The following is a 23,500-nucleotide window of genomic DNA, read 5'->3' on the forward strand; positions in this document are numbered from 1 at the left end:
GTGAACCACTGCTCGACGCCTAGCCCGCTGCGTCCTTGATCGCGGCTTCGAAGGTCTTGGTGTCGAAGGCCGGCATACTTTGGATCCGGCCCAAACCTTGCGTCGCGTACCAGACGGAGAACGCGAGCATCGCCGCCTCATTCGGGGCATCGACGATGTCGACGAAATCGTAGTAGCCCTGCGTGTAGTGGATCGACTCGACCTTGATGCCTAGCTTGTCGAGTTTTGTCTTGGCCTTGCCGATCCGCTCCGATTGCTTGCTTGCCCATTCCGGGCTCAGATTACCAAGCAGCACATATTTCATGGCCACCTCCACGAGAGGTTGATCATTTTGCGCGAAGGACCACACAAATATACGCCTTCCCACGACCCATGCCCATGCCGATTTACGGAGCGGGAACGGCGAGGCACGGGTTCCCCCGGCGCTGGTCCTGGCCGACAAGCCCTATAGCCAGCGCCGTACCCGCGCGCAGTAGCGGCGATAGACGTCCCCGAACTTGCGCTCGAGGTAGGCTTCCTCGCGGGCGATCACACCGTAGCGGATGACTAGCGCGAAGGGCACCAGCGTCATCAACAGCCAGAAGCTGTTGAAGGCAATGGCCAAGCCGATCAGCCCCAGCACCATGCCGAGATAGATGGGATTTCGCGTGAAGCGGTAGGGGCCAGCCTCCACGATGGTCGTGGTCGGCAGGTTGGTGGGCACGTTCGAGCCGGCCCGGGTCATGGTAGAGATCGCCCACGCGACCAGCGCCAACGCGAGGGCGAACACTATTGCGCCTAGCCAGCCTGCAGGTAGCGCGGTCGGCAAGAACGGCAAGGGCATGAGCCAGTTGAGCGCGAACCCGGCGAGCACCGCGAGCGCCCACGCGATCGGCGGCCGGACAATGACACCAGCGGTATCTGTTATGTCAGCCATAACGGGACCGGTGAAACAGCGTTTGATGTGGCTGAAGGCTGTTTGCAAGCATAGCACAAATCGCAGCCAGCCCGAGATCTGCTGGTTGCACCGGGGCGCGAAGGGCGGAAGCGGAACTCAGACGATGCCGTGTTCTTTCAGAACGGCTTGCTCGTCCCCTGACACCCATCCAAAGATCTTTGGTGTGTCTTCGAGCTGCTGCACCAGGTAATGGACCTCAAAATCAATGGAAACATCCACTTCGCTGCCACGGTCGTAGATGGCGGTCCAAGCGACGTGCGCCAGGCAATGGTGCTCGTCGATAGGTGCGATGCGGACATTGCGAAGTCGCATATCCTTGGTACCGATCCGGCGATAATGTTCAAACCCCTGTTGCATCATCTGCTTCAAGTGCTCGTCATTCCGGCCGACACTGACGCCAGCCGGCGAGGCAGCAACGAACGAAGTGGCGTATGAAGACGTCACCTGGTCCATATCCACTTGATCCCTGAGCGCCATTCGGAACAGGTGCGCATAGCGCTCAAACAAGTCCTTTACGTTCTTTTCCATAAGGTGCCGCCTCCTCACTATGGCTCTCTTGGCTCAACGCATTCTGCGCAAGATGGTTTAGTGTGGTCTAGCAAGACTGGCCGGGTCCGGCCGCCAAACATGTTCAGAATGCTGTGAGGGGTAGATGGAGAAGCTGGATCTAAAGAAGGTGAGGAAGCCGCTCTTCACCGCTCCCCTTAACCGCTTCGTGACGATCGATGTGCCGCCGGTTTCCTACCTCATGGTAGATGGTCATGGTGACCCGAACACCGCGCAAGCTTATAGGCTGGCCGTGGAAAGCCTCTACGCGACGGCCTTTACGATCAAATTCTCCTGCAAGGCAAACGGGAAAGACTTCGTCGTGATGCCATTGGAGGGACTTTGGTCAGCTCCCGATCCCGAGAGCTTCTCCGCTCGGCGCAAGGACGAGTGGGAGTGGACCATGATGATCATGGTGCCGGACTATGTGGATGACGAAACCTTCCTGGCTGCCAGGATCAAGGCGCGAGAGAAGCTCGGCGCGCTTCCTGACAGTCTGCGGCTCGAAAGCCTGGAGGAAGGTCTCTGCCTCCAGGCACTGCACGTGGGCAGCTACGACGACGAAGGACCGCTGCTCGCGAGGTTGCACCGGGAGATCATGCCTTCGGGCGGCTACGACTTCGCCGGTCGGCATCATGAGGTCTATCTGAGCGACCCTCGCAAGACGGCGCCTGAAAAGCTCAAGACCGTGATCCGCCAACCCGTGCGGCAGAAGTGAAAGTCCGTGAACTACTCCAAGCGGCGTGGAGCCTGATCAGCACGTCAAGCGCCACAGAGGCCGGCTACGAAACTTGCAGCTAGTTGGCGGCGCGAATGCCCCGCTCGCGTATGATCGCGCCGAACCGCTCGGAGTCTTTGCGGGACTTTTCCTTGAACTCTTCCGGAGACATCGGTGCGGCGATGTTTCCGAGGGTCGCGAAACGCTCGCTCAACGCGGCGGTTGCAAGCGATCGATTAACTTCCTTGTTCAAACGCGCGACAACATCGGGTGATGTTCCGGCTGGCGCGTAGATGCCGAATAGGGCATCCGCATCAAAGCCGGTCAGGCCGAGTTCGTCGAGCGTGGGTACATTCGGAAGTTGCGGCGATCGTTGGGGGCTTCCGATCGCAAGAGCACGCAGCTTGCCGGCTTTCACGTGCTCGATGGCGATGCCGGGATCGAACAGAAAGTCGAGTTGCCCCCCGAGCAGGTCATTGAGCGCAGGCGCTGCACCGCGGTACGGCACGTGCACTGCGCTTGTGCCGGTCATGTTCTTCAACATTTCTGCCGCAAGATGGGGAGAGCTGCCGATACCGGGCGATCCAAAATTCCGCTTTTCCGGATTGGCCTTCAGGTCAGCAATGAATTCCTTGAAATCCCGCACCGGACTGTCCGCCCGAATGACGAGATAGAAAGGCACGCGTGCAACGGACGCGACGGGGATGATGTCCTTCGTGGGGTCGAATGGCATTTTGGCATACAGATGCGGATTGATCGCCACCATTCCGCCTGAAGACATCAGCAGGGTGTAGCCATCCGGCGCCGACCTCGCCACGAATTCTCCGCCCAGATTTCCGCCAGCGCCTCCCCTGTTTTCGATCACGACCGACTGACCGAAAGCTTCGCTGAGAGGCTGACCTACAAGGCGCGCGAGCTGATCTGCTGCTCCTCCCGCGGGAAAGTTGACAATGAGGCGAATGGACTGGCTGGGCCAGGTCTGTGCTAGCGAGGTCTGTGCCAGCGAAGTGGATATTAGGCCCGCGGTGAAGGCGATCGCGACCACAATGGCTCTCATGATTATCTCCCTGGGTCTTACTATTTGAAGGAATAGCGATGGATCGCTCGATCCATCCGCAGGATCCCGTTCCGCATATGAAAGAGAGCGGGCGGGGTAAGTCACTTTCAACCCGCGAGGAAATCGCCGATCGCCGTGACACAGGCGGGGTCTTCCTGCATGGCGAAGTGCCCAACGCCGGGCACGATACGAGTGCGTGCTTTTGGAATCGCGCTTGCCCAGAGTTCCGCCTGACTGGCAAGTGCGATCCTGTCCCTGTCGCCCCACACGACGAGCGTTTCGTTGGGTATCCGGCTTAGCCATCGACGGAGATTCGGGTGTCCCATGCCGTGGGCCTTCTGAATGTTGCTCAGCGCCTTGGCTTCCTTTTCCCTTGCCGCAATGAACTGCTCTGGCGGGGGTGCAAGCGAGCCTCCGGGAAAGTATTGGGCTGCGATTTCCGTTCGATGCGCCAGGTAGCCAGGCAAATCTTGCGGAGCGACTTTGGTGGGGTCGGCGCCGCGATGATCAGGATGGTTGAGCCCGGCAGGCGCGTTCAGCACCAGACGAGCAAAACGTTCGCCGGCGACCACCGCCATTTCTGCCGCCATCCAGCCGCCCATGGAATGACCCACGAGGTGCGGCCGATCCAGCTCCAATGCTGCGATGAGTCGCAAATTATGGACGATCAAATCCTGCATCCCGCAGATATGCGGCGCAGCTCCGCTTTCGCCGAAGCCGGGGTGGAATGGCAGATAGACTCGAAACCTGTCGGCCAAACCGCGCGCCCATTCTTGCCCCTCGATCGTTGCCGCTCCGTGAAGCGCCAGGACGGCCGGACCCCTCCCGATGACTTTTATGACCGTGTCAACGCCATCGATCTCGAGCTTTATCGTTTCGAATACCACGTCAAACTCCTTCCTGGCAGCGAACTGGCGCTACGGTTGGACCATCGTATCCGTCGAAAAAGAGTGCGCTGCCAATCTGCCGCGAGATTGCATGCGCACGAAGTCGATCACCTGCTGCCCCACCGTCTCAAGCTGACGTCTGGTTGCCGCATCTGTGCAGTTTCCCTCGGCGTCGAACAGCGCGCCGGATGTGTTCAACATGGCGCCAAGCGGCGTTGGCCAGCCTCTGAGGGAATGAGCAACCGTCCGAAGCGCGGCTAATGTTTGCCCAACCGCCTGCCACCCGCCAGCACAGGCGATGCAGCCAACGGGAATTCCATCCAGGTAGGCGCGTGTATCCGTTCTGAGTTCTTCCGCGTAGTCGAGCGCGTTCTTTATCAGTCCGGATATCGATCCGTGGTAGGCAGGCGACGAAATGATAATGCCGTGGCAGGCACGAAGCGCGGCCAGGAGACGCGAAGCCTGATCGGACTGTTGCTGTCCGGGCATATACATCGGCAGAAGCAGTTCTGCGCCGGAGAGAAGAAGGGTCCTTGCGCCTTCATCCTCGGCGGCCTTGAGGCTGATCACGAGCGCGCGTTCGGACGATGACCCGCGCCGCGGGGTTCCTCCTATCCCGAGAATAAGAGGCTTATCCTGAATCATGCTTCGCTCCAGTTGTTGCGCCTGCAAGCCGAAATGCTCGCCCGATCCAATCGGGCGACCTGCGTAGCTGCGTAGGGTGGGCAAAGCGGAGCGTGCCCACCACAACACGCACCGCTCGTGAGCGGTGGGCACGCTCCGCTTTGCCCACCCTACGAAGACACTGCGCTAGCTCGCATCAAGCGATCTCAGCTCGGCGCAATTGGGGGATTACCTCCTCGCCGAATAGAGCGAGTGTTTCCCGGCGGCGCGGCGTAAAGCTCCTTCCCAGCATCGCGAGAAAATGGCCCGCGCCGCATTTGCGGCATTGATCGATGATTTGTTCGGCGACCTGCGCCGGCGTGCCGGCGATGTAGTCGTCGTCGTGCAGTGAAAAGCCGGCCCCAGCCCTCGGCGCATCGAGCAATGAGGATGTGCCTTGGACAACGCGCGGATCGCCAGCCACAACTTTCAGAGTCGCTGCCTTCGCGGCATGGGATTCCTCGCGCGCCTCAGCCGCATCGTATGAAATGGAGACATTGCGCCGGATTGCGAGCTGATCGGGCCCTACCGAAAATCCCAACCGGGCAGACTCCTTCCGATACACGTCGAAAATTTCCGATATGCGGGAGACGGATTCGAAGCCGGTGCAAATCTTGGATTGCCTTTGAGCGGATTTCTGCGCGGATCCGGTACTTACAACAGTTGTCCATTTTGGCGGAGACGGCTGCAGGAAGACGTTCGGCATCAGGCTGAGGTTTTCGAATTTCCAATACTTTCCGCTGTGGCTGACGACGTGGTTCACGAGGGCGGCGTCGAGTATTTCCAAAGCCTCGTTGAAGCGCTCGCGGGCCTCCTCTATCCCCAAGCCTATCCGCGCGAGCTCCTGCGGCACGCCGGCTGCAAAGCCGATCTCGAGGCGTCCCTTTGTCAGGTGATCGAGCATCGTCAGTTCTTCGATGATGCGCCATGGCGCATAAAGCGGCACGACCATTCCCATCGTTCCCAGCCGCAGTCGGGTCGTGTGGCGAGAAATAGCCGCGATCAACAGGTTGGGAGAGGGGCTGTATGAGTGACCGAAGTGATGTTCGCTAAAGAATATTCCTTCGAACCCCAGCTTTTCGACTTCGAGCCAATGCGCGTAGCCTTCGTCGAACACGGCAGTGACGGTACTGGGCAGGATCTCCCCGTCGCTCAGGTTCGGGGCCTGCATGAATTCAAAGATCCATGGCTTGATCAAAGCGTTTCTCCCAATGCACGACTTATTTCTTGATTGCGTCTTGAGTACACGGGACTTTTAAATTTGAAAAATCGATTATATTGATCTGTGATATTTGAACTATGGATGTAAGACGATGCGGTTCGAAGGCCTCGACCTCAATCTCCTGATCGCGCTTGATGCGATCCTTGAAGAGCGCAGCGTTATGGGAGCCAGTCGACGCCTTCATCTCAGCCAGCCGGCGATGAGCGCCGCTGTTGGCAGATTGCGTCAGTATTTCAACGACGAGATTTTCACGATTTCACAGCGAAAGCTGGTGCCGACGCCGCTGGCGCAGTCGCTGGAAAGGCCAACGCGGGACATATTGCTGCGAATCCGGGCCAATCTGATCTCGCCGCCGAAATTCGACCCGGCGAGTTCTGAGCGGCGTTTCCGGCTGGTCGTTTCGGACTATGCGAGCATCGTATTGATGCACGCCGTCATGAAGCGCGTCTATCGTGCCGCACCGCGGGTTTGCCTTGAAATTCTTCCCTTCGGTGATCGGGTCGATGACCAGCTTCAGCGAGGGGAAGTCGATTTCGTCGTGATCCCCGATACAAATCTCATTGATGGCCATCCCAGCCAGCATTTGTTTGCGGACGAATTCTGCTGCGTCGCCTGGCGCGGAAGCCGCCAGATCGGGCACTCGATCTCGCTTGGCCGCTATCTTCAGCTTGGACACATAACCGCTCAGCTCGGGCCCATTCACGGCGTATCCTTCGATGAACGCGCCCTCGTCCAGTTAGGTTATAAACGCCGCATCGAGGTCATTGCCCCGAACTTTACCGCGATGGCTGCCATGGTGATCGGAACGGACCGCATCGCGACAATGCATCATCGCCTCGCTGTAATTTTCGCGCGAAACTTTCCGCTGAAGCTGCTGCGTGCGCCGGTCCGCATCCCCGCATTCCGAGAAGCCCTACAGTGGCCGGCGTCCTTTCACCTGGATCCCGCCCTTGTCTGGTTGCGCGAGATCATTACCGACGTTGCTACCGAGGTTGACCGGACTCCGGCCACGCAAATGAAAGTTGGGTAGGCGCGACCAACGGGCTCAGCGGGCAGGCCCTCCGGTTCACCTGGCTCTCAGAAATGATGGATCCCCAGCGCCGAGAATGCGCCGTCATGCGGCTCATGGCCGTCCATTGTCGGCTGGCCGAGAAAGCCGAGCTGCAGCGGGATCGGATGCAGCAGCGACGTCGGTATCGCGCCTGCAGTGTCGAGCAGCGGTATGTCGTGCTGCGCGGCGCCGGAGAAATCCGTTGCGCTGGATGTCGGGCCGGAAAGGTTCGTCGTCAGCGGCTCGATCAGGCCGGGGGCCGGCGCGTCCTGGAGCAGGCCGGTCAGCGTGCCGGTCAAGCCGTCGAGGAGATGGCTCGCGGTGCCGGTCACCGTCGTCGTCAATTGCCCGACGGTAGAACTCACGCTTGCGATCGTACTCGATACCGTCGCAAGCGCGGTGTCGACGACGCCGGTGAGGCTGTCTGCAAGGTTGTGAACGGACGCACCAGGATCGAATGATGGTGACGTAATGCTGCTGCCGGGCGAGCTACTCGCGCCCGCCGATGGCGCGTGATCCAGCGCTGCGCCGAAATTCGACAGCACGGGCGTCGAGGTAAAAGCCTGCGTGGCGAGCATTTCGCCTGATGGAGCTTCGGCGAGCGTCGCGGCCGTATCCTGCGGCGTGTTCGTTGCCGTGGCGTCGGCATGCACCACAGGCGAGAGGTCGGCTGCCGGAGATTCGATCGTGCCGGCATGCTGGTCGTCATGGCCGGGTGCGGGATCGGCCGGCTGCAGTGCGGCCGGGACAATCGCCACAGGAGGCGGGTGCAGGGCAGCCGGCTCCGCCGCGCGTGCCGGCTCGTGCTCCAGGCGGTGCAGCGCGGTGTCGGCGTCGTTGAGCAGGCCGAGCAGCATGGTGGCGAAAGCAACCGATTCGGTTGCCGCGAGATGACGGCTGCGCTCAGCTTCGTCGGAGCGGCGGGCGTTCTTGACGGCGTCGGCCATGGCCATCTCCTCTTCAGCGCTCGCGGAACGCGCGGGTGATCTCGTCGCGCAGCGGCCCGAGCAGATATTCGAACAGGGTGCGCGGACGCGTCGGCACGATCACCTCGGCCGGCATGCCGGCCTGCAGGTCGATGCGCGACTTCTTGACGTCGTCGGGATCGAGCGCGACCTCGACGGCGTAGTAGCCTTGCCCGGATTTGTCATCGGTCAGGCGGTCGGCGGAAACCGTGTGCACGGTGCCGTAAAGCCGGGGACGCTCGATATAGTTGATGCCGGTGAGCTGCACCTCGGCACGGTGGCCGACGGCGACGTCGTTGATATCAGAGAGCTTCAGTCTTGCGGCGGCGATCAGCGGATTGTCGGTGGGCACGATGTCCATCAGCCGCGCGCCGGGTTGGATCACGCCGCCCTCGGTAAAGACGTCGAGGCCGACCACCGAGCCGGTCGCCGGCGCCGTAATCCGCGTGCGGACCATCACGTCCGTGGCGGCGTCGATCTTGGGCGTCAGTTCCGCGAGCTTGTTTTCGGTCCCGCGCAACTGGTCGGTGATCTCGCTCATCCGCGCGCGTTCCACTCTGGCGATCTCGAGGTCGTTCTGCGCGATCTGCTGCTGCATGCCGGCGATGCTGGCCTGCTGCGCGCCAATATCGGCCTTCAGCCGGGCGTCCTCGCGCTGCAAAGCAAGGATGCGGGTCTTTGGCGTATAGCCCTGCGCGAACAGATGTTGCGCGCCATTCATCTCGTCGGTCAGCAGTTCCCGCTGTTTCTCGGTGCCGGCAAGCTGCGCCTGCGTGCCCGCGATCTGCGCTTCGAGCTCCTTGATCTTGCCGCGCAGCACTGCCGTCTCGGCGGCGAACTGGTGCTTTCGCGCCGCCATCATCGCGGTCTCGTTGGCCATGGCCTGGCGGGCCGCGGATAGTTCGCTGCGCGCGAGGAGATGTTCGTCGAATTCCGGCGCATCTTTTCGGTCGCGTTCGGCGACCAGCCGTGCGCGCGCGGCCAGCGCGGCGTCGCGATCGGCCGTGAGCACATCGAGCTTGGCGCGCGGGTCGCTGTCGTCGAGCCGGATCAGGAGCTGACCTTTTTCGACGCGCGCGCCGTCGCGCACGGTGAGTTGGCGCACGACGCCGCCATAGGGGTGCTGCACGCTCTGCCGCCGCCCCTCGACCTGGAGGTTGCCGTTGGCGATGGCTGCGCCGGAAATCGGCGCGAGCGTTCCCCACATCGTCATCGCGGCAAGGAACGCCGCCACCACGCCGGCACCCAGCAGCGCCGGCCGCGAGGGGCGTGCGTAGCGCGCACGGTCGCGCATAGGGGTGAAGCCGTCGTTGATCGCCGTCATGACGCGCGCCCCGTGGCGGCCTGCTGGAGCGCGTGGTAGACCTCGCCCGGGGGACCTAGCATGTCGAGCATGCCGCCCCGCAGCACCATCATGACGTCGACGATGTCGAGAATGGTGGTGCGGTGGGTGATCACGATGATGGTGGCGCCTTCGCTCTTGGCCTGCAGCAGTGCCACCTTCAGCGCCTCTTCGCCCGGAGCGTCGAGATTGGCATTGGGCTCGTCGAGCACGAGCAGCGGCGGGCGGCCGAGCAGCGCCCGCGCCAGCGCCAGCCGCTGGCGCTGTCCGCCGGACAGGCCGACGCCGCCGGGACCCAGTCGGGTGTCGTATTGCTTCGGCAGGTCGAGCACCATCTCGTGAATGCCGGCGCGCTTGGCGGCGTCGATGATCTCGTCCGTCGAAGCATCGCCGAAGCGGGCAATGTTCTCGCGCACGGTGCCGGCGAACAGGCCGACGTCCTGCGGCAAATAGCCGACATGGCGGCCGAATTCGAGCGGGTCCCAGTGGCTGTAGTCGAGCCCGCCGAAGCGCAGCCGTCCATCGGCAGGTAGGATGGCGCCGACCAGAAGGCGAGCCAGTGTGCTCTTGCCGGAGCCGCTCGGGCCGACGATGCCGAGCGCCTGGCCGCCGCCAAGCTCGAAGGTCAGGTCCCTGATGACGGGCTCCTTGCGCGCCGGCAGCAGGCAGCGCAGTTCGCGCACTTCGATGGTGTTGCGCGCCCGCGGCACGATGGTGTGCGGCGGCGTCAGGTCGATCTCGCCGAGCAGCTCGCGCACTTCCGCATAGGCCTCGCGGGCGCCGATGAACTGCTTCCAGGTGCCGACCGCCTGTTCCACCGGGACCAGCGCCCGGCCCATCACGATGCTGGCGGCGAAGATGGTCGCCGGCGTGATCGCATGGTCGATGGCAAGCCAGGCGCCGGTGCCGAGCATCAGCGATTGCAACAGCAGTCGGAAGAAGCGGATGGAGGAGGTCATCACCGCGTTCTTGTCGCTGGCAAGCGCCTGCTGCACCAGCATCGACGAGCGCTGGCTCTGCCAGTTGCGCTCCACCGCCGGCTGCATGCCCATCGCGCGGATCACGTCGGCGTGGCGCAGGATGTTTTCGGTGAACACATAGGACTGGTTGCCGGCGGCCTCCGCCTCCTTCATCGGCTCGCGGGTCATCACCTCGTTGAGACCGGCGAGGCCAAGCAGGAGAACCGCGCCGATGGTCGCGACGATGCCGAGCAGCGGATGGATGAAGAACAGCAGCATCAGATAGATCGGGATCCACGGCAGGTCGAACGCGAAGTAGATGCCGGGGCCGGTCACGAAGGTGCGGAACTGATCGAGATTGCGCAATTGCTGCGCGCCGCGCGAGGCGCCGCGCTGCGCCGAGCGCACCACCAGCGCCTCGAACACGCGCGCTGACAATTCCATGTCGAGGCGGATGCCGCAGCGGATCAGGATGTACGAGCGTACCGCATCCAGCGCCGCCATGGTGAGCAGCGCGATCGCCAGGATCAGGGTGAGGAGGACGAGCGTGGAGACGTTCTCGTTGAGCAGCACGCGGTTGTAGACCTGCATCAAATAGAGCGGCGAACTCAGATAGAGCAGGTTGATGGCGCTGGAGAACAGCCCGGCCCAGAGGAATTGCGGCCATAGCGCGACCAGCGCCTGGCGAACGTCATCGATCCGTCGCGCCGGCGCGACGGAGTCGTCAAGGGTGGTCAGCGTGCCTGCCGGCATTCGGCAATCACCTTAAGCGAGTTGATGTGGCGCCGTGCGATCTATTCGTGCAGCGCATATGATTATTGGAGACGTGGCGTGGGGATGCGCTCCCCACGCCGCGCAGTTTTGAAATGTCCGAACTCAACTGGAGTTAGGCGAGGCCGTGGAGAAGGCCACCGACATCGAGATGGCCGACATCGGCGCTGGCGCCGATCAAAGTCGGTGCGGAAACCGAGGCGTCGACACCATTGAGCCCGGCCGAGAGGTCGATGCTCGGGTTGGTCTCAACTACTGCGCCGAGATCGAGCACATTCGACAGGTCCGCCGTTCCGCTGGCGCTGGCAGAAGCGCTGCCGCTGGCGCTTGCGCCGCCAAGTACACCGGTGGCGGTTCCAAGCAGGCCATCGACGGTACCAAGCAGGTTTCCGAGTAGTGCAGCCATATAGTCAACTCCTATGAAGGTTGGCTGGAATGCGACGAACGTCGCGGTGCAAGAAGCCACGGGCATCAGAAAGGTTGCAGACTCACATGCGGCGTTTTGGTGATGATTTGTTGGGAAGGGAACTTTGCGCTGTTGCCGGTCGGCGGTGGTCCGATCATGATGCGAAGTCTCCTTTGTAAGATCTCCCTGGGAAGGTGTTTGGAAAGTCGATGCCGGAAGATAAAGCGGATGTCGTGGTGCTCGGCGCGGGCATCGTCGGGGTATCGACGGCCTTTGCCGCGCGGCAGCGCGGGATGTCGGTCGTACTCGTCGATCGGCGCGAGCCGGGCAGCGAGACCTCATACGGCAATGCCGGCATCATCAGCAGCGGCTCGATCACGCCGCTCAACAATCCATCGCTGTGGACGTCGCTGCCGAAATACCTGACCAACCGCCATGCGGCACTGCGTTGGAATCCGCTTTGGGCGGTGAAGAACGCGGGCTGGGTCGCGCGCTTTTTGGCCAGTTCGGCCGCGTCGCGACTTGAGCCGCGCGCGACTGCGCTGCATGGCTTGATCGGTGCATCGGCGAAACTGCATCGACAATGGATCGTGCAGGCGGGAGCGGGACATCGCATTCGCGAGACCGGCTGGCTCAGGGCGTGGCGCAGCGATGCGGTTCTCGCGGCGAAGCAGGAGCAGGCCATGCTGGCCGAATACGGCATCGCCAGCGAATGGCTCGACCGCCAGGCCATCTCCGCGCTCGAGCCGGATATTGTGCCCGTTTATAGAGTGGGCCTGCTGCACACCCAGACCGCCTCGGTCGATTCGCCCGGCGAGGTGGTCAAGGCCTATGCGCGGATGTTCGCGAACGCTGGTGGCCAGGTGAGGCAGGCGGACGTCAAGGCGATCGTACCCGGCGGCGATGGCTGGCGCGTGGTGCTGGCCGATGGCGAGATTTCGGGGCGGCATGTGGTGGTCGCGCTGGGACCCTGGTCTGCCGATATGTTGCGGCCGCTCGGCTATCGCGTGCCGCTCGCCTTTGAGCGCGGCTACCACCGCGAATTCAAGCCGAACCCGGCGCGTTCGTTGCGGCGTCCGATCTACGACATCGACGGCGGCTTCATCATGACGCCGATGGAGCAGGGCATCCGCGTCACCTCGGGCGTCGAACTGACCGACCGCGATGCGCCGTCCTCGTTCGCCCAACTCGATCAGGTGGTTCCGCTTGCGCGCGGCGTCGTGGAATTCGGCGACGCCGTCGGCGATGCATGGCGCGGCTCACGGCCGACACTGCCCGACAGCCTGCCGATGATCGGACCAGCGCCGCGGCATGCCGGCCTGTGGCTTGCCTTTGGCAACCAGCACATCGGCTTCACGACGGGTCCCGCAACCGGCGCCGCCGTCGCGGCCATGATCGGCGGTGCGCCCGCGCCTTACGACGTGACGCCGTTCGCGCCGGCGCGCTACATTTAAACTGATGGATGCCCGATCAGGCCGCGGCCACCGCCGGCTTTGCCTTTCCGGCGATACGCGATGAAGCCGACTGCAGCAAAGCCTAAGATCATCATGGCCCATGTTGCAGGCTCCGGCACGCCGCTGCTGATGGTGACGCTCGTAGGCGCGAAATTCGCGTGGACGAACGCGGTGTACAGCCCATTGGCGGGATTACGGTACTCTATTTCCACAATGGCAAAAATGTCGTCCCTGAAATCGACCGTGTGGCTGAAAGGCCCGGTAAGGGACGCCGGATAAAGATTGTCGTTGAAACGAAATAGCCTATGGATCAGGTTCACGTATCCGCTGAGCGGTTCGTCCGAAGAGAGCCGCTTGGCCTCGTGCTGGATCAGACTGGCTGTATTGCTGATACCCCGAATGAACCCGTGTTGATTGGGGGTAAAGGTGAGGCTCACATTGTTGATCGTGAGGGTCGCGCTGAGCGCGGGTGACGGCGAGCCGAAGAAATTCCCTCCCAGCGCATAATTCGAGGTCGGCGAGTTGAAGGTTTCGCCAAGGCTGGTATCGAACACATACACGGCTTGATAGGCGGCGCTGACGAAATTGTCGCCGGCGCGAAAGAAGTTGACGGGATCGCTCCCGCTCGCGACGGTGCCGTTGTAGGTCACGGTGACTATTGCGGCTCCCGCAGAAGCCATGCCCGCGAGGCAAACAGTCAGCCCAGACAGAACGATCAGTGCAAATTTTCGCATGTCGATTTCCATTGACGATGTCGATCGCCGTCTGAGGTGTTCACGGGTCCGAAGGTGGCTTCGAACCGACGAAGCGTGATCAGGCAGCGACCGATGCCGGCTTTGACTTCCGGCGATAGGCGATGAAGCCAACCCCGGCGAAGCCGAGCAGCATCATGGCCCAGGTCGAGGGTTCGGGGACGGCTGCGGTCAACACGTCAGCCGTTCCCGAAATATTGTCCACGCGGAACGCCAGGGGTAGGTCGAGATCCAGTATTTGAAATGTGAGGGTGTTGGTCCCGCTTACGAACCACGAATTGATCGCAAACGGGCTGAGGAAGCTGAGGAAACCAAAGGTGCCGGTTGTAATCCCCGTGTTGACGCCGTTCAGGAAAATGGTGCCGAAATTGTCGGCTCCCCACGACCCGGAAATCTGAGCCGTGGCAGCATTAAGCCCAGTCAGATCGAATGTGAGCGTGAAATCCACGGTACCATTTCCGGGCGCCCCGCTAGGGCCGGTCGAAATCCAGCGCGAATTCGCATCATTGGGGACGTAGGCTGGGTTGGTATAAGTCACGGCCGGTGTATTGATCGGCGCGCCGTTATTGCTGGCGGTAATGAAATAATTGAAATCGGCCAATCCGTCATTGTCCAGGGCATTTCCGCTACCATCAACACCGGTATTAAAAAGACCTGTTATCGTAGCAGCCGAAACTTGAACTGGAACGGCCAGCAAAGCCACGACGCCCATCGGCAAAACCAACGACGTAATAGCGCGAGGAATTCTCGATCGCATAGCAACCTCCTTCTAATATTGAGTGCTTGTCCAATGTCTTGGAGCGAGTGCAGCAGGTGGGCGTCAAAACGATGTGAAAAATCGCTGGCCCCGGCTTAAGGGTAATTTTACGATCTCATCGGGAACTGCGACTGGCGCGCAGATCTGCTGATTAAAGATCAAACCAAGAACATTAAGGTGCCGCTGCAATTTTCGGTTCGGAATTAATTTTGGAAGTCGATTAGCAATGTCTCAGTCCGGACCCGGCGGCGGGACCAAACTCCATATCGATCTCCTCGGTGGCTGGTCAGTCCGACTGAGCGGGCATGGCGCCCGCTCCTTGCCGACGAAAAAATCACAGGCCCTGCTCGCTTACCTTGCCGTTCCGGCCGGTCGCTTTCATGCGCGTGAAAAGCTCACCGCGATGTTCTGGGGCGATAGCTCGGAAACCCTGGCCCGGCAGAGTTTCCGGCAGGCCCTGGTCAGCATCCGCCGGTTGACCGGTGGCGAGCCGCTGCTGATGACACGAAATGGCGCGATTGCGCTCGACCCCGAGGCAGTGGTGGTGGACGTCGCGCTCCTGGAAGCAGCGCTTGCCGACCAGACAACGGACGGGTTGGAGTGGATCGCAGAACTATGCAGGGGCGAGTTCCTGGCGGGCCTCAATCTGGACGAGCCCGAATTCGATGAATGGCGCAGTTTTGAGCGCGACCGGCTGAATACTCTTGCGGTCGAGGCGCTGGCGAAGCTCGTTGACCGGCAGGCGTCCAAGACGCCCGAGGCTGCCATTCAGACGGCGCGGCGTCTGCTCGCCATCGATCCGTCGCAGGAGCGGATGCAGCGGACGTTGATGCGGCTGTTGCTCGGGCAGGGGCAACGCGCGGCGGCGCTGAAGCAGTATCAGCAGTGCATCGATTGGTTTGAGCGCGAGCTCGGCGTCGAGCCCGAGGAAGAGACGCAGCAGGTCTACCGCGACATTCTGCGCAGCGCCGGGCCCGGTCCCGACCGTCAGCGGCGACCTGCTTCGCTTTCGCCGCGAGTCGTCAACGCGCGGGCCGACGAAGTCCAGATGGTCGGCCGCGAGTTCGAGCTGGGCCATCTCAACGTCGCCTTGACCAACATGCTCGATACCGGCGGCCGCGTCGTGTTGTTGCGCGGCGAGGCGGGCATCGGCAAAAGCCGGCTGCTGCGCGAATTCATCGGCAACGTTCCATCGGGCGTCCGCGTCCTGATTGGACGTTGCCATGAGACCGAGCAGATCCTCCCGCTGCATGCCTGGATCGATGCGTTGCGCGAAAGCGGCACCGTTCTCGATGCCGCGGTCCGCGATCGCCTCGGCGCCGCGGCCAATGCCCAGCTCGTCCGCGTCTTTCCCGAGCTGCGGCAGTCCGCAAGCCAGCCGGTCACCGCGCCGGAGCAATATTCCTTGCTGTTCGACGCGCTTGCCCAGCTCCTCGTGGAGCTGGCGTCGGGGCAGCCGACCGTTTTCATTCTCGAGGACCTGCACTGGTGCGATGGCCTGAGCGCGCGCTTCCTCGCGTTTTTTGGCCGGCGCATCGATCGTCTGCCGATCCTCGTCGTGGGCAGCATGCGGCCCGAGGAGCTGATCGATGTGCCGGTGCTGGCGCAATCGCTCAAGGAGCTTCGGAGCGACGGACGACTGGACGAAGTCCCGCTGGGCGCGCTCTCTCAAGCCGACGCCGCGACCCTGGTCCAGGCACTGTTGCCGGCCGGCCGCCGCGGCCCGCAATCTGCAAAAGCCGCGCAGGACATCTGGGTGGCGAGCGAGGGCAACCCGTTCATCATCGTCGAATCCGTGCGGTCGCTGGACCATGAGCGCCCTGCCATACGGCAAGGCGAGCCGAGCCTGATACGCGAGTTCGTGACGGCCCGCCTGGAACGCCTGCCCGAATTGCCGAGGCGCCTGGTGCCGGTGGCGGCGGCGATCGGCCGCGACTTTACCTTCTCGCTGCTGGCCCGCGCCGGAAAGGTCGCTGAGGTGGACGCGGCGATCGCCGTCGAGCAATTGGTGCGTCGCCACATCTTGACCACCGAGGGCGAGCGGGTTGACTTCTGTCACGACTGGATACGCCGCGTCGCCTACGAGCAACTGATGCCGCAGCAGCGCCGTTTGCTGCATGCGGCTGTGGGCGAGGCCATCGAGGAGCTGCACCGCGGCGATAGCGAGGAGATCGCGGACCAGCTCGGCCATCATTATGTGCAGGCCGGCGATGCGCGCCGCGCCATACCCTGCCTGATTCAGTTCGCCGACCTGGCGGGCCGGCGATACGCCCTCGATGACGCCTTGCGCGCGTTCCAGCAGGCGGCTGATGTGGCCGAATCGCTCCCGGCGCCGGAGCGCGACCATCAAAAGCTCGATCTTGCCTTGCGTCAGACCTTCGTGCTCTCGATGCTCGGCCGCCAGCGCGAGATCTGGGAAATTCTGCAGACCCACGCGGACCATGTCGCGCGGGTGGTCGATCCGCTTCTGACATCGGAATATCATTTCCGCGTCGGGCTGACCTGCTTCTATCTGGGCCGCTATGCGGAAGGAAAGGAGGCCAGCGAACGGGCGCTCAGCGAGGCCGAGCGCGCCGGAAATTCGGACGCGATCGGCAAGGCGTTGCACGCGCTATCTCTCATCGCCTACGAAACCGGTCATCCCCAGGACGGCACCGCCCATGCGAGCAGGGCGATTTCGCTGTTGGAGACGACCCGCGAACCGCAGTGGCTTGGCTTGGTCTATCATGACCTCGCGCTCAACAGCGTGGTGGCAGGCGATCTCGCGACGGCGCTTGATGCGGCGCGGCAAGAACAGGTCATCGGCCGTGCCATCGGCTGGCCGCGGATCGTCGCACTGGCCGGCTCCGTCATCGCCTGGGCGCTGGCCTTGCGCGGCGACTACGAGGCCGCGATCGAAGCGGCGGAGCAGAGCCTCCAGCTTTCGCGCGATCCGATGGTCTCAAACCTCGTCAGGGGATCGATGGGCCTTGCCTATGTGGAGAAGGGCGATGCGAAAACCGCTATCAAGATCCTCAGCGAGGTCGTGGTTCAACTCCGCAGGAGCCCGGTTCGCAGCGGCGAGGTCCGTTCTCTCGCCTTCCTGAGCGAAGCCCAGCTTCTTGCCGGCGACCCCGCCCCCGCCCGCGAGACGGCATTGCGGGCGCTGGAACTGGACCAGTCCGACGGATTCACCTTCAGCTCCGGTCTGGCGCTGCGGGCGCTCGGGCGCATTGATATCGCCCACAACGATTTTGGCGAAGCCGAGGCGCGACTTTTGCGCGCTTTGTCGGCATTCGAACGCTGCGGCGCCGCGTTCGAGACCGCCAGAACCCGGGCCGACCTCGCCGCACTGTTCGCGCGCAAACCCGATAGAAGAGCCGCACGCGCCCATCTTGCAGCGGCGCTGGTCGGCTTCAGAAAGGCACGCGCACCGCGAAGGATCGCGGAAGCCCGCCGCATGCCTTCGACCCAGTTCGAACGGCCTGAATCTCGCCCATAAGCTGGAACAATTGCGGCCCGCTAGATGCTTGTCGCATGATTGCAGCCTGCAATGGCACACACATTGCATCGTCGCAACAGGCAGGCGTCGCGTTGGGAAATCGTTGCAATCGTCCCTTGCATGGGACGACAGTTTGGTGACACTTGCCCTTGCTTCGCCGACCCGGAAATGTGCCTGCGCGCCGGTCGGCGCTGGAGTTTGTTGATGTTGCGTCTGATTGCCCGGCGTCTTGCTCTCGGTGTGCTGGTCGCGCTGACCGTCATGACGCTTGCATTCCTGCTGACGCGGCTGTCCGGCGACCTCGCGGTGTCGATCGCGGGTCCGCAGGCGACGCAGGCCGACGTCGAAATCATCCGCAAGGCCTACGGCCTCGACCGCCCGCTCTATGTCCAGTTCTTCGCCTGGACCGGCCGCGCCATGGTCGGCGACTTCGGCCAGAGCTATTTCTTCAAGGACAGCGTGGCGAACCTGATCCAGAAGCGCCTGCCGATCACGCTGACGCTCGGCCTGGTGGGCCTGAGCCTCGCCTTGATTATCTCGCTGCCGCTCGGCATCCTGGCGGCGCTGCGCGAAAACACCTGGATCGACCGCGGCGTCACCCTGTTCACGATGGTCGGGCAGGCAGTGCCGAGCTTCTGGCTGGCGCTGATCCTGATGATTGTGCTCGGCCTGCAGCTCGGCATCCTGCCCATCTCAGGCACCGGTACCTGGCAGCATTTCGTGATGCCCGGCATCGTGCTCGCCTTTACCGCGATCCCGGCGCTGACGCGGCTGACGCGCTCCGGGATGATCGAGGCGATGGCTTCGGACTATATCCGCACCGCGCGCGCCAAAGGCCTGTCGCGGGCGCGCATCATCTTCAAGCACGCGCTGCGCAACGCCGCCATTCCCGTGGTGTCGATCGCCGCGGTCCAGCTCGGCTTCATGCTGGGCGGCTCCATTGTTATCGAGACGGTGTTCGCGCTGCATGGCGTCGGCTATCTCGGCTGGGAGAGCATCGCCAAGAACGATTTCCCTGTCGTGCAGGCGGTGGTGCTGGTGCTGGCCGTATTCTATATCGGCCTCACGCTCCTGGCCGACATCCTCAATGCGCTGCTTGATCCGAGGCTGAGGACCGGATGAGCGAACCGATTGCCATTCAGGCGCCGCAGCCTACGAGCATAGGTAGCTCGCGCATCGGCACCGCCGGCCTTGCGATCGGGATTGCCATCGTCGGGCTGGTTCTGGCGGCGGCGCTCGTCGGCAATGCGCTGGTGCCGCAGGATCCGTTCACCCAGGACCTCGGCAATCGCCTCAAGCCGCCGTTCTGGATGGAGGGCAGCCAGGCTGAGCACCTGCTCGGCACCGACCAACTCGGCCGGGACTATCTCGCGCGGCTGGTCTATGGCGCGCGCATTTCGCTCCTGATCGGCATCATGACGGTGATCACGTCGGGGCTGATCGGCATCACGCTCGGCGTGCTCGGCGGGTTTTTCGGCGGCCGCGTCGACGATTTCGTGCTGTTCGCCATCACGACGCGATTGTCGATCCCTGTCGTGCTGGTCGCGCTTGCGGTGGTCGGGCTGATGGGATCGGGCCTCGGGCTCGTCGTCGCCACCCTCGGGCTGTTGTTATGGGACCGCTTCGCGGTCGTCGCGCGCGCGACCACCATGCAGGTTCGCAACCACGACTATGTCAGCGCGGCCTGGTGCGCCGGCGCCTCGATGCCGCACATCCTGATCAAGGAGATTTTGCCGAACATCGCGAGCCACCTTGCCGTGGTGGCAACGCTGGAGATGGCGCTGGCCATCCTGCTCGAGGCCGCCCTGTCGTTCCTGGGGCTGGGCGTGCCGCCGCCGCTGCCGTCATGGGGGCTGATGATCGCCGAGGGCAAGGACTACATGTTCTTTTCACCCTGGGTGATCATGATCCCCGGCGTAGCCCTGGCGGTTCTGGTACTCGGCATCAATCTGGTCGGCGACGGACTGCGCAATCTGCTCGGCGCGGAGCGGCTGCGATGAGCGCGCTCTTGGACGTGGAGGAGCTTCAGGTAACGTTCGGCCGCACCGCGGCGGTGCGCGGCGCCTCGTTCGGGGTCGAGAGGGGCGAGACCCATTGCCTGGTCGGCGAGTCCGGCTGCGGCAAGTCGGTGACCGCGCTGGCGGTGATGAGCCTGCTCGCTCGCGGCGGCCAGCGTTCGGCGAAACGCATGCGTTTTGCCGGTACCGACCTCACATCGCTGTCGGACCGCGAGATGGCGCGCCTGCGCGGCAACCGCATGGCGATGATCTTTCAGGAGCCGATGACCAGCCTCAATCCGGCCTTCACCATCGGTTCGCAGATGGCGGAGGTGATGACGCGCCACAAGGGCGGCTCGCGCGCAGCGGCCCTCGACCGCGCCGCCGAACTGATGGGCCGCGTCGGCATCACCGCACCCGGCATGCGGCTCGGCCAGTTTCCGCACCAGCTCTCCGGCGGCCTGCGCCAGCGCGTCATGATCGCAATGGCGCTGATGTGCGATCCGGAACTGTTGATCGCCGACGAGCCGACCACCGCGCTCGACGTCACCGTGCAGGCGCAGATCCTGCGGCTGCTCGCCAATCTCAAGCGCGAGCTCGGCCTCTCGATCCTGCTGATCACCCATGACCTCGGCATCGTCGCGCGTGTCGCCGACCACGTGTCGGTGATGTATGCCGGCGAGGTGGTCGAGCGCGCGCCGACCGCGGACCTGTTCCGCGCGCCGCAACACCCTTACACACGCGGTCTCCTCTCCTGCGTGCCGGTGCCCGGCCGCGTGCAGCGCGATCGGCCGCTCGGCTCGATCCCCGGCGTCGTGCCGGCGATCGGGCCCGGCTTTGCCGGCTGCGCCTTTCGCTCGCGCTGCGCCCACGCCGACGAAACCTGCGCGCGCGCGATACCGCGGCGTCAGGCGGGCGATGCGCACGATTATCTTTGCCGGCTCGAGCCGGACTGGGCGGAGCTACAACCCGCATGACCGCCGCGATCGAGGTCGAGAACCTGCGGTGCGAATTCCGCGTCCACACCGGGCTGATGTCGGCGGAAAAGCGCGTGGTCGCGGTCGACGATGTCACCTTCAGTGTGCCGGCTGGCAGCGTGCTCGGCATCGTCGGCGAGTCCGGCTGCGGCAAATCCACGCTGGCGCGCCTGATCCTCGGGCTGCTCAAGCCGACGGGGGGAAGCGTGCTGGTCGATGGCAAGCGCCTGTTCGACCTCGACCGCAAGGCGCGTGCCCGGCTGATCCAGCCGGTGTTCCAGGATCCGTTCGCCTCGCTCAACCCGCGCCGGCGGATCAAGGATATCGTCGCGCTGCCGCTTGCCGCCCAAGGCACGTTCTCGCGCAGCGAGATCGAGCGCCGGGTCGGCGGCATTCTCGAGCGCGTCGGCCTGTCGGCCGCGATGGGCGAGCGCATGCCGGCGCAACTTTCCGGCGGGCAGCGCCAGCGCGCAGCGATTGCCCGCGCATTGGTGCTGGAGCCGCGGATCGTGATCTGCGACGAGCCGACCAGCGCGCTCGACGTCTCGGTGCAGGCGCAGATCCTCAATCTCTTGGCCGACCTGCGCCGCGATCTCGGGCTGACTTACCTTTTCATCAGCCACAATCTCGCCGTCGTCGAGCATGTCGCGAGCGAAGTCGCGGTGATGTATCTCGGCCGGTTCGTCGAGCGGAACGAAACCGACGCGCTGTTTCGCAAGCCCCGCCACCCCTACACCCAGGCGCTCCTGGAAAGCGTGCTGACGCCGGAGCCGGGCAAGGGCGTGCCGGACATCGGTCTCGGCGACGCCATGCCGGATCCGTCCAATATTCCGCCGGGCTGCCGGTTCAACCCGCGCTGCCGCATCGCGGTCGAACGCTGCCGCCATGAGGCGCCAAAGCCCATGGTCCGCGCGCCCCGGGGGATGGTAGAATGTCACTTGGCATAGGGCGTGTTTTGCGCCGTCTGTAATAGAAAAAATGGAGAGCGATATGCGTATGCAAAAAAAGCTCGGCGTTGCAATTCTGGCGGCGGTTCTATCGGGTGTCGCTGCATTGCCCGCTTCCGCGCAGAAATCCGCCGACACGCTGCGGATCGTGATGCGCGACGCGCTGCCCAACATCGATCCCTTCTATAACAATTTGCGCACCGGCGTGGTGATGCATCACCAGGGCTGGGACGCGCTGGTCTACCGCAATCCCGACACCTTCAAGCTGGAGCCGCTGCTCGCAACCGAATGGAAGCTGCCGGATCCGACCACGATCGAGTTCAGCTTAAGGCCCGGCGTCAAGTTTCATGACGGCAGCGCGTTGACGGCCGACGACGTCGTTTACACCATCAACATCGTCGCCGATCCGGCGAGCCGCGTCTCGACCCCGTCGAACTACAACTGGATCGACAAGGCGGAGAAGACCGGTGACCTTTCGGTGCGCGTCAAGCTGAAGCGGCCGAACCCGGCGGCGCTGGAATATTTCGCGCTGGTGCTGCCGATCTATCCCAAGGCCTATCGCGAGAAGGTCGGCGCGGAAGGTTACGCCAAGGCGCCGGTCGGCGCGGGTCCCTACAAGGTGACGAAGGTCGAGCCAGGCGTCTCCATCGACTTCGAGCGCTTCGAGGACTACTGGGCCGGCAGCCCCAAGGGTAAGCCCGCGATCAAGAAGATGAGCGTGCGTTTCGTGCCGGATGCCGGCACCGAGATGACGGAATTGCTCGCCGGCCGCGCCGACTGGATCTGGAACATGAACCCGGACCAGCTCGAGCCCGTGAACCGGATGCCGCATCTGCAGGCGGTGCGCAAGGAATCGATGCGGATCGGCTTTCTCTCGATGGATGCGGGCGGCCGCACCGGCGCCGACAATCCCCTGACCAAGCTCAAGGTGCGTCAGGCGATCTGGCATGCGATCGACCGCAAGGCGATCGCCGACAAGCTCGTCACCGGCGGCAGCCGCGTCCCGGCGGCGCCATGCTTCCCGTCGCAGTTCGGCTGCGATGCCGAAGCCGCGGTGGCTTACGATTACAATCCCGCGAAGGCCAAGCAGCTTCTCACTGAAGCCGGTTATCCCGACGGTTTTGATGTGGAGCTTGCAAGCTATGTGCTGCCGCAATGGGGATCATCCGTGCAGAACTACCTGCATGCGGTCGGCATCCGCGCCAAGCTCAACCAGCTCCAGACCGCGGCGCTGATCCAGCGCGCCAAGGCCGGCGAACTCAGGATGTATCTCGGAAGCTGGGGCAGCTATTCGATCAACGACGTCTCGGCCATTCTGCCGAACTACTTCGACGGCGGCGCCGACGACTACGCGCGCGATCCCGAGGTGACGAAGCTGCTGTTACAGGGCGGATCGACCATCAACCCGGAGGTGCGCAAGGAGGCCTATTCGGCGGCGATCAAGAAGATCACCGAGCAGGCCTACTGGGCGCCGCTGCACACCTATGTGACGACCTACGGCCACTCCAAGCAGCTCGACTTCACGCCGTACCCGGACGAGCTGCCGCGGTTCTATCTGGCGAAGTGGAAGTAGAGCCGGCGCACCGGTTTGTCCGGAGAAAGCAGCGATGG

Annotated in this window: 22 protein-coding genes; 9 read left to right on the forward strand and 13 right to left on the reverse strand. The window is 63.3% G+C overall.

The window, feature by feature from the left end:
- Window positions 1-19: 19 nt before the first annotated feature.
- From V1277_RS17455 to V1277_RS17465, 3 genes are all read right to left on the reverse strand, one after another.
- The gene (locus tag V1277_RS17455; RefSeq protein ID WP_334370905.1) at window positions 20-304 is read right to left on the reverse strand and encodes a GYD domain-containing protein; all 285 of its coding nucleotides are present in this window, start codon (window positions 302-304) and stop codon (window positions 20-22) included.
- A 141-nt stretch (window positions 305-445) separates the two neighbouring features.
- Window positions 446-916: a methyltransferase family protein gene (locus tag V1277_RS17460; RefSeq protein ID WP_334417390.1), complete on the reverse strand. Its 471-nt coding sequence runs from the start codon at window positions 914-916 to the stop codon at window positions 446-448.
- A gap of 117 nt (window positions 917-1,033) precedes the next feature.
- Window positions 1,034-1,465: a DUF6841 family protein gene (locus V1277_RS17465; RefSeq protein ID WP_334417391.1), complete on the reverse strand. Its 432-nt coding sequence runs from the start codon at window positions 1,463-1,465 to the stop codon at window positions 1,034-1,036.
- A gap of 124 nt (window positions 1,466-1,589) precedes the next feature.
- Between V1277_RS17465 and V1277_RS17470 the strand changes: the two genes are divergently transcribed.
- Window positions 1,590-2,201: a GyrI-like domain-containing protein gene (locus V1277_RS17470; protein ID WP_334417392.1), complete on the forward strand. Its 612-nt coding sequence runs from the start codon at window positions 1,590-1,592 to the stop codon at window positions 2,199-2,201.
- 79 nt (window positions 2,202-2,280) lie between these two features.
- On the opposite strand, the gene V1277_RS17475 is transcribed toward V1277_RS17470, so the two are convergent.
- The 4 genes from V1277_RS17475 to V1277_RS17490 form a co-directional block, all read right to left on the reverse strand.
- Window positions 2,281-3,258 (reverse strand): Bug family tripartite tricarboxylate transporter substrate binding protein, encoded by a 978-nt coding sequence (locus V1277_RS17475; protein ID WP_334417393.1) that lies wholly within the window; start codon window positions 3,256-3,258, stop codon window positions 2,281-2,283.
- A gap of 107 nt (window positions 3,259-3,365) precedes the next feature.
- Window positions 3,366-4,145, reverse strand: coding sequence for an alpha/beta fold hydrolase (locus tag V1277_RS17480; protein ID WP_334417394.1), 780 nt, complete (start codon window positions 4,143-4,145; stop codon window positions 3,366-3,368).
- A 30-nt stretch (window positions 4,146-4,175) separates the two neighbouring features.
- Window positions 4,176-4,790, reverse strand: coding sequence for an NADPH-dependent FMN reductase (locus tag V1277_RS17485; RefSeq protein WP_334417395.1), 615 nt, complete (start codon window positions 4,788-4,790; stop codon window positions 4,176-4,178).
- Between the two features lie 175 nt (window positions 4,791-4,965).
- A complete protein-coding gene (locus tag V1277_RS17490) occupies window positions 4,966-6,006 on the reverse strand; it encodes an LLM class flavin-dependent oxidoreductase (protein WP_334417396.1) in 1,041 nt (346 codons plus the stop codon).
- Between the two features lie 115 nt (window positions 6,007-6,121).
- Here V1277_RS17490 and V1277_RS17495 point away from each other — a divergent pair, with 115 nt between their 5' ends.
- Window positions 6,122-7,060, forward strand: a complete 939-nt coding sequence (locus V1277_RS17495) for a LysR family transcriptional regulator (RefSeq protein ID WP_334417397.1) — start codon at window positions 6,122-6,124, stop codon at window positions 7,058-7,060.
- A gap of 47 nt (window positions 7,061-7,107) precedes the next feature.
- On the opposite strand, the gene V1277_RS17500 is transcribed toward V1277_RS17495, so the two are convergent.
- The 4 genes from V1277_RS17500 to V1277_RS17515 all read right to left on the reverse strand — a co-directional run bounded on the left by V1277_RS17500 (window position 7,108) and on the right by V1277_RS17515 (window position 11,524).
- Window positions 7,108-8,028: a hypothetical protein gene (locus V1277_RS17500; protein ID WP_334417398.1), complete on the reverse strand. Its 921-nt coding sequence runs from the start codon at window positions 8,026-8,028 to the stop codon at window positions 7,108-7,110.
- Between the two features lie 13 nt (window positions 8,029-8,041).
- Window positions 8,042-9,370: an HlyD family type I secretion periplasmic adaptor subunit gene (locus V1277_RS17505; protein ID WP_334417399.1), complete on the reverse strand. Its 1,329-nt coding sequence runs from the start codon at window positions 9,368-9,370 to the stop codon at window positions 8,042-8,044.
- Window positions 9,367-11,100: a type I secretion system permease/ATPase gene (locus V1277_RS17510; RefSeq protein WP_334417400.1), complete on the reverse strand. Its 1,734-nt coding sequence runs from the start codon at window positions 11,098-11,100 to the stop codon at window positions 9,367-9,369. Before V1277_RS17510 ends, V1277_RS17505 begins: the two co-directional genes overlap by 4 nt.
- 133 nt (window positions 11,101-11,233) lie before the next feature.
- A complete protein-coding gene (locus V1277_RS17515; protein ID WP_334366310.1) occupies window positions 11,234-11,524 on the reverse strand; it encodes a hypothetical protein in 291 nt (96 codons plus the stop codon).
- Between the two features lie 209 nt (window positions 11,525-11,733).
- Between V1277_RS17515 and V1277_RS17520 the strand changes: the two genes are divergently transcribed.
- Window positions 11,734-12,978, forward strand: coding sequence for an NAD(P)/FAD-dependent oxidoreductase (locus V1277_RS17520; RefSeq protein ID WP_334417401.1), 1,245 nt, complete (start codon window positions 11,734-11,736; stop codon window positions 12,976-12,978).
- Here the strand turns inward: V1277_RS17520 and V1277_RS17525 are convergent.
- Window positions 12,975-13,724 carry a PEPxxWA-CTERM sorting domain-containing protein gene (locus V1277_RS17525; RefSeq protein ID WP_334417402.1) on the reverse strand — a complete coding sequence of 250 codons (750 nt, stop codon included), beginning with the start codon at window positions 13,722-13,724 and terminating at the stop codon, window positions 12,975-12,977. The two genes, V1277_RS17520 and V1277_RS17525, sit on opposite strands and share 4 nt — an antisense overlap.
- A 67-nt stretch (window positions 13,725-13,791) precedes the next feature.
- On the reverse strand, window positions 13,792-14,487 hold the full coding sequence (locus V1277_RS17530) for a PEPxxWA-CTERM sorting domain-containing protein (protein WP_334417403.1): 696 nt from the start codon (window positions 14,485-14,487) through the stop codon (window positions 13,792-13,794).
- Window positions 14,488-14,986: 499 nt separating this feature from the next.
- Between V1277_RS17530 and V1277_RS17535 the strand changes: the two genes are divergently transcribed.
- The 6 genes from V1277_RS17535 to V1277_RS17560 all read left to right on the forward strand — a co-directional run bounded on the left by V1277_RS17535 (window position 14,987) and on the right by V1277_RS17560 (window position 23,462).
- A complete protein-coding gene (locus tag V1277_RS17535) occupies window positions 14,987-17,968 on the forward strand; it encodes an AAA family ATPase (RefSeq protein WP_442894584.1) in 2,982 nt (993 codons plus the stop codon).
- A gap of 204 nt (window positions 17,969-18,172) precedes the next feature.
- Window positions 18,173-19,090: an ABC transporter permease gene (locus V1277_RS17540; RefSeq protein WP_065726561.1), complete on the forward strand. Its 918-nt coding sequence runs from the start codon at window positions 18,173-18,175 to the stop codon at window positions 19,088-19,090.
- On the forward strand, window positions 19,087-19,968 hold the full coding sequence (locus tag V1277_RS17545; protein WP_334417404.1) for an ABC transporter permease: 882 nt from the start codon (window positions 19,087-19,089) through the stop codon (window positions 19,966-19,968). The genes V1277_RS17540 and V1277_RS17545 overlap by 4 nt, the downstream gene beginning before the upstream one ends.
- Window positions 19,965-20,942 carry an ABC transporter ATP-binding protein gene (locus V1277_RS17550; RefSeq protein ID WP_334417405.1) on the forward strand — a complete coding sequence of 326 codons (978 nt, stop codon included), beginning with the start codon at window positions 19,965-19,967 and terminating at the stop codon, window positions 20,940-20,942. Before V1277_RS17545 ends, V1277_RS17550 begins: the two co-directional genes overlap by 4 nt.
- Window positions 20,939-21,889: an ABC transporter ATP-binding protein gene (locus V1277_RS17555; RefSeq protein WP_334417406.1), complete on the forward strand. Its 951-nt coding sequence runs from the start codon at window positions 20,939-20,941 to the stop codon at window positions 21,887-21,889. Before V1277_RS17550 ends, V1277_RS17555 begins: the two co-directional genes overlap by 4 nt.
- Window positions 21,890-21,932: 43 nt before the next feature.
- On the forward strand, window positions 21,933-23,462 hold the full coding sequence (locus V1277_RS17560) for an ABC transporter substrate-binding protein (RefSeq protein ID WP_334417407.1): 1,530 nt from the start codon (window positions 21,933-21,935) through the stop codon (window positions 23,460-23,462).
- Window positions 23,463-23,500: the final 38 nt, after the last annotated feature.

The sequence above is a fragment of the Bradyrhizobium sp. AZCC 1588 genome, assembly GCF_036924735.1.
Classification (GTDB): domain Bacteria; phylum Pseudomonadota; class Alphaproteobacteria; order Rhizobiales; family Xanthobacteraceae; genus Bradyrhizobium.

Bases quoted from the DNA above. Each gene is read 5' to 3' on its own strand.
- V1277_RS17455 (WP_334370905.1), bottom strand. From the start codon at position 304: ATGAAATATGTGCTGCTTGGTAATCTGAGCCCGGAATGGGCAAGCAAG.
- V1277_RS17460 (WP_334417390.1), bottom strand. From the start codon at position 916: ATGGCTGACATAACAGATACCGCTGGTGTCATTGTCCGGCCGCCGATC.
- V1277_RS17465 (WP_334417391.1), bottom strand. From the start codon at position 1,465: ATGGAAAAGAACGTAAAGGACTTGTTTGAGCGCTATGCGCACCTGTTC.
- V1277_RS17470 (WP_334417392.1), top strand. From the start codon at position 1,590: ATGGAGAAGCTGGATCTAAAGAAGGTGAGGAAGCCGCTCTTCACCGCT.
- V1277_RS17475 (WP_334417393.1), bottom strand. From the start codon at position 3,258: ATGAGAGCCATTGTGGTCGCGATCGCCTTCACCGCGGGCCTAATATCC.
- V1277_RS17485 (WP_334417395.1), bottom strand. From the start codon at position 4,790: ATGATTCAGGATAAGCCTCTTATTCTCGGGATAGGAGGAACCCCGCGG.
- V1277_RS17495 (WP_334417397.1), top strand. From the start codon at position 6,122: ATGCGGTTCGAAGGCCTCGACCTCAATCTCCTGATCGCGCTTGATGCG.
- V1277_RS17500 (WP_334417398.1), bottom strand. From the start codon at position 8,028: ATGGCCGACGCCGTCAAGAACGCCCGCCGCTCCGACGAAGCTGAGCGC.
- V1277_RS17505 (WP_334417399.1), bottom strand. From the start codon at position 9,370: ATGACGGCGATCAACGACGGCTTCACCCCTATGCGCGACCGTGCGCGC.
- V1277_RS17510 (WP_334417400.1), bottom strand. From the start codon at position 11,100: ATGCCGGCAGGCACGCTGACCACCCTTGACGACTCCGTCGCGCCGGCG.
- V1277_RS17515 (WP_334366310.1), bottom strand. From the start codon at position 11,524: ATGGCTGCACTACTCGGAAACCTGCTTGGTACCGTCGATGGCCTGCTT.
- V1277_RS17520 (WP_334417401.1), top strand. From the start codon at position 11,734: ATGCCGGAAGATAAAGCGGATGTCGTGGTGCTCGGCGCGGGCATCGTC.
- V1277_RS17525 (WP_334417402.1), bottom strand. From the start codon at position 13,724: ATGGAAATCGACATGCGAAAATTTGCACTGATCGTTCTGTCTGGGCTG.
- V1277_RS17530 (WP_334417403.1), bottom strand. From the start codon at position 14,487: ATGCGATCGAGAATTCCTCGCGCTATTACGTCGTTGGTTTTGCCGATG.
- V1277_RS17535 (WP_442894584.1), top strand. From the start codon at position 14,987: ATGACACGAAATGGCGCGATTGCGCTCGACCCCGAGGCAGTGGTGGTG.
- V1277_RS17540 (WP_065726561.1), top strand. From the start codon at position 18,173: ATGTTGCGTCTGATTGCCCGGCGTCTTGCTCTCGGTGTGCTGGTCGCG.
- V1277_RS17545 (WP_334417404.1), top strand. From the start codon at position 19,087: ATGAGCGAACCGATTGCCATTCAGGCGCCGCAGCCTACGAGCATAGGT.
- V1277_RS17550 (WP_334417405.1), top strand. From the start codon at position 19,965: ATGAGCGCGCTCTTGGACGTGGAGGAGCTTCAGGTAACGTTCGGCCGC.
- V1277_RS17555 (WP_334417406.1), top strand. From the start codon at position 20,939: ATGACCGCCGCGATCGAGGTCGAGAACCTGCGGTGCGAATTCCGCGTC.
- V1277_RS17560 (WP_334417407.1), top strand. From the start codon at position 21,933: ATGCGTATGCAAAAAAAGCTCGGCGTTGCAATTCTGGCGGCGGTTCTA.